We start from the raw sequence: 2,415 nt of genomic DNA on the forward strand, positions 1-2,415 counted from the left end.
TATTGACAGTGTAGACACCGTTTGTTATGTGCGCAGCCCGCGAAAAATAACACTGCTGTCACTCCTTCGATAGGGTCGAACAACTCGTTGTGTAAGCCGACGAAACGCTGATTGCGTTTGCGGAACTGGAATCGGCGATTCGCGCTTGACTGATGAGTCGGTGCGTTTAGCTGCGGACTACATACAAGAGCATTTATCTAAATTCGTAATTCAAAAACCTGAGATTATTGAAGGACCGATCAAAGCTCACGATTGAGTACTAACAATCTCAAGAAAGCCGGTTGGAATTCAGGCTGTATCTCAAGCACGGATCACAAACCGGGCGGCAATTTTGGGTTGCCGCCACAGAGCGTGAGGACGCCGGGCGCTTTATTTGTGCGCTCCGATCAAAAGCTAAACGGGTTTCTTGAACTCGAAACCGCGATTCGCCAGCAGTCACGTCAAAGCTGTGTTCTTCGGCTCCGATAGGGATAAGGTAAGGAAGTCCGCTCTACGTAATTTTTCGAATTTCCTGAAAATACTGTTGACACTTTCTGTGGCTGTCTGCCAAACTCCCATCGGCGCTAAGTCCGTTGGGCGTCTCCACCAAGAGCTCCACCTGACCGTCTTCCCGCAGGAAACCGTGAACGAAAGGGCTCGTTCACACAAGGTAGAGAGGCAACTCCGATCAGCAAAAACTGCATAGCTTTTCACAAAATGTGCAGAGCCACAGGCCACTACCTTCTGCTGAAATGTTGTTTACGCGCAACCCTTCCCATGAATCCAATTTCTACGGAGAATTTTTCAATTCCGTGTGACCCAAATCCAGATTAGCAGTTAAACGAATATTCGTCGAGGCAAGAAAGACGCTCGGTATGTACAAAAAACAATCGTTTTGAGCCAGCTGTTCTGGGTAGAGATTCGAAACGTTGCATGGGCGCGACGCTTGTTGATGGTATTCCCGGCGTTTGCACTCGCATCCTTTGCACTTTCGCCGACTGCACAGGGACAATTACCTTTCAAGCCAGCGCCGCAAGGCATGTATATCTTCTCGAAAGGCCATCTGTCATCGTCCAACCAAGCCGCCAGCGCAGCGGGGCCCAGCATAAAAAACACAAACTGCGATGGCGTGCGCTGGGACGTAAGATGGTCGGACATCGAAGTAACGCCAAATAACTACAATTGGCAGTACCTAGACGATGCAGTTGTGTTCGCGGCTACGAATAACAAGACATGCGGAATTCACATTAATGCTGGCATACATTGCCCCGAATGGCTCTATGCTCCTCCTTACAACGTGCAGTCCTACACATTAGTAGACACTGTCGTAGTGGATCAGATCCCAGTTGGAGCCAAGATTCCGGTTCCGGGTGACTCGATGTTCATGACCCGGTGGCAGCAATTCATCACCGATTTTGGTGCACGCTACGATCACAACCCCGCCGTATCTTACGTTATAATTGGCGGCATCGGTAATCACGACGAGTGGGACGTTGCAAACGGACTGCAGGATACTGCAGCACTCGGCAACACAATAGAGAAGGTAAATGCCTGGAAATCATCATCGAAGCAAATCATCGACTTTTACATGAGCGCCTTCACCAGCACGACTGTGATGGGATTGCCGGTTCCGCCATTCAACCCAGTGAATGCGGCTGAAGATCCGGCTACATCGATGAGGGAGGTCAGCGACTATGCAGCGAACACCTATAATTGCCACTTTGCCTATTCGGTTGCTCCGCTTCAGAGTTGTACGAGTAGGTGGAACTATCTTCCCGCCAACGAACTGTTTTTGCACTGGATGACTAACCCGACGCATGGCGAAACCTTAAACCCCGCAAGCTCACCTGATGACGTCGATGCAACACTGCATGTCGCGCTTGATCTAAAGATACGTGGTATGGAGATATACAAGGTAGACTTCGAGAATGCTGACTTGCAGAAGTTTATAGTCGGCAGTGGTACCTATGCGGGCCAACCAGGAGGCATCACTCCACGGCGTACCGACATGCTTGCGATACCGGTACCGACACCGTGCCCGGCAACAGCGACACCGACCATTACGCCGACACCTATACCTACACCAACACCTACGGTCCAGGTGACTGTTCAAACAACTCCAGTCGGTCTTGTGTTCATGGTTGACGGGGTGGCTTATACGTCGACGCAGACGTTTTCCTGGTCCTCCGGTTCGAGTCATACGATTGCCACAACTTCCCCGCAAAACCGTGGCGCCGGCGTTCAGTACGTGTGGGCAAATTGGACCGATTGCCAAACTATATCTCACGCCATAACTGCGATTACGAATATGACTTATATCGCTACATTCACGACCCAGTACTACTTGACGATGGGTCGGACAACGGGCGGCACTGTGAGTCCAAGCAGTGGATGGAAGAACAGTGGAGCTACTGTTTCGATCACTGCAACACCAAC

At 50.6% G+C, this 2,415-nt stretch carries 1 protein-coding gene; it reads left to right on the forward strand.

Annotation, left to right across the window (positions count from 1 at the left end; all coding sequences use genetic code 11):
- Nucleotides 1–874: 874 nt before the first annotated feature.
- The coding region (locus tag DMG62_24020; protein ID PYY20057.1) for a hypothetical protein at nucleotides 875–2,415 on the forward strand (1,541 nt) is incomplete at its 3' end.

Source organism: Acidobacteriota bacterium, assembly GCA_003225175.1.
Lineage (GTDB): Bacteria > Acidobacteriota > Terriglobia > Terriglobales > Acidobacteriaceae > Gp1-AA112.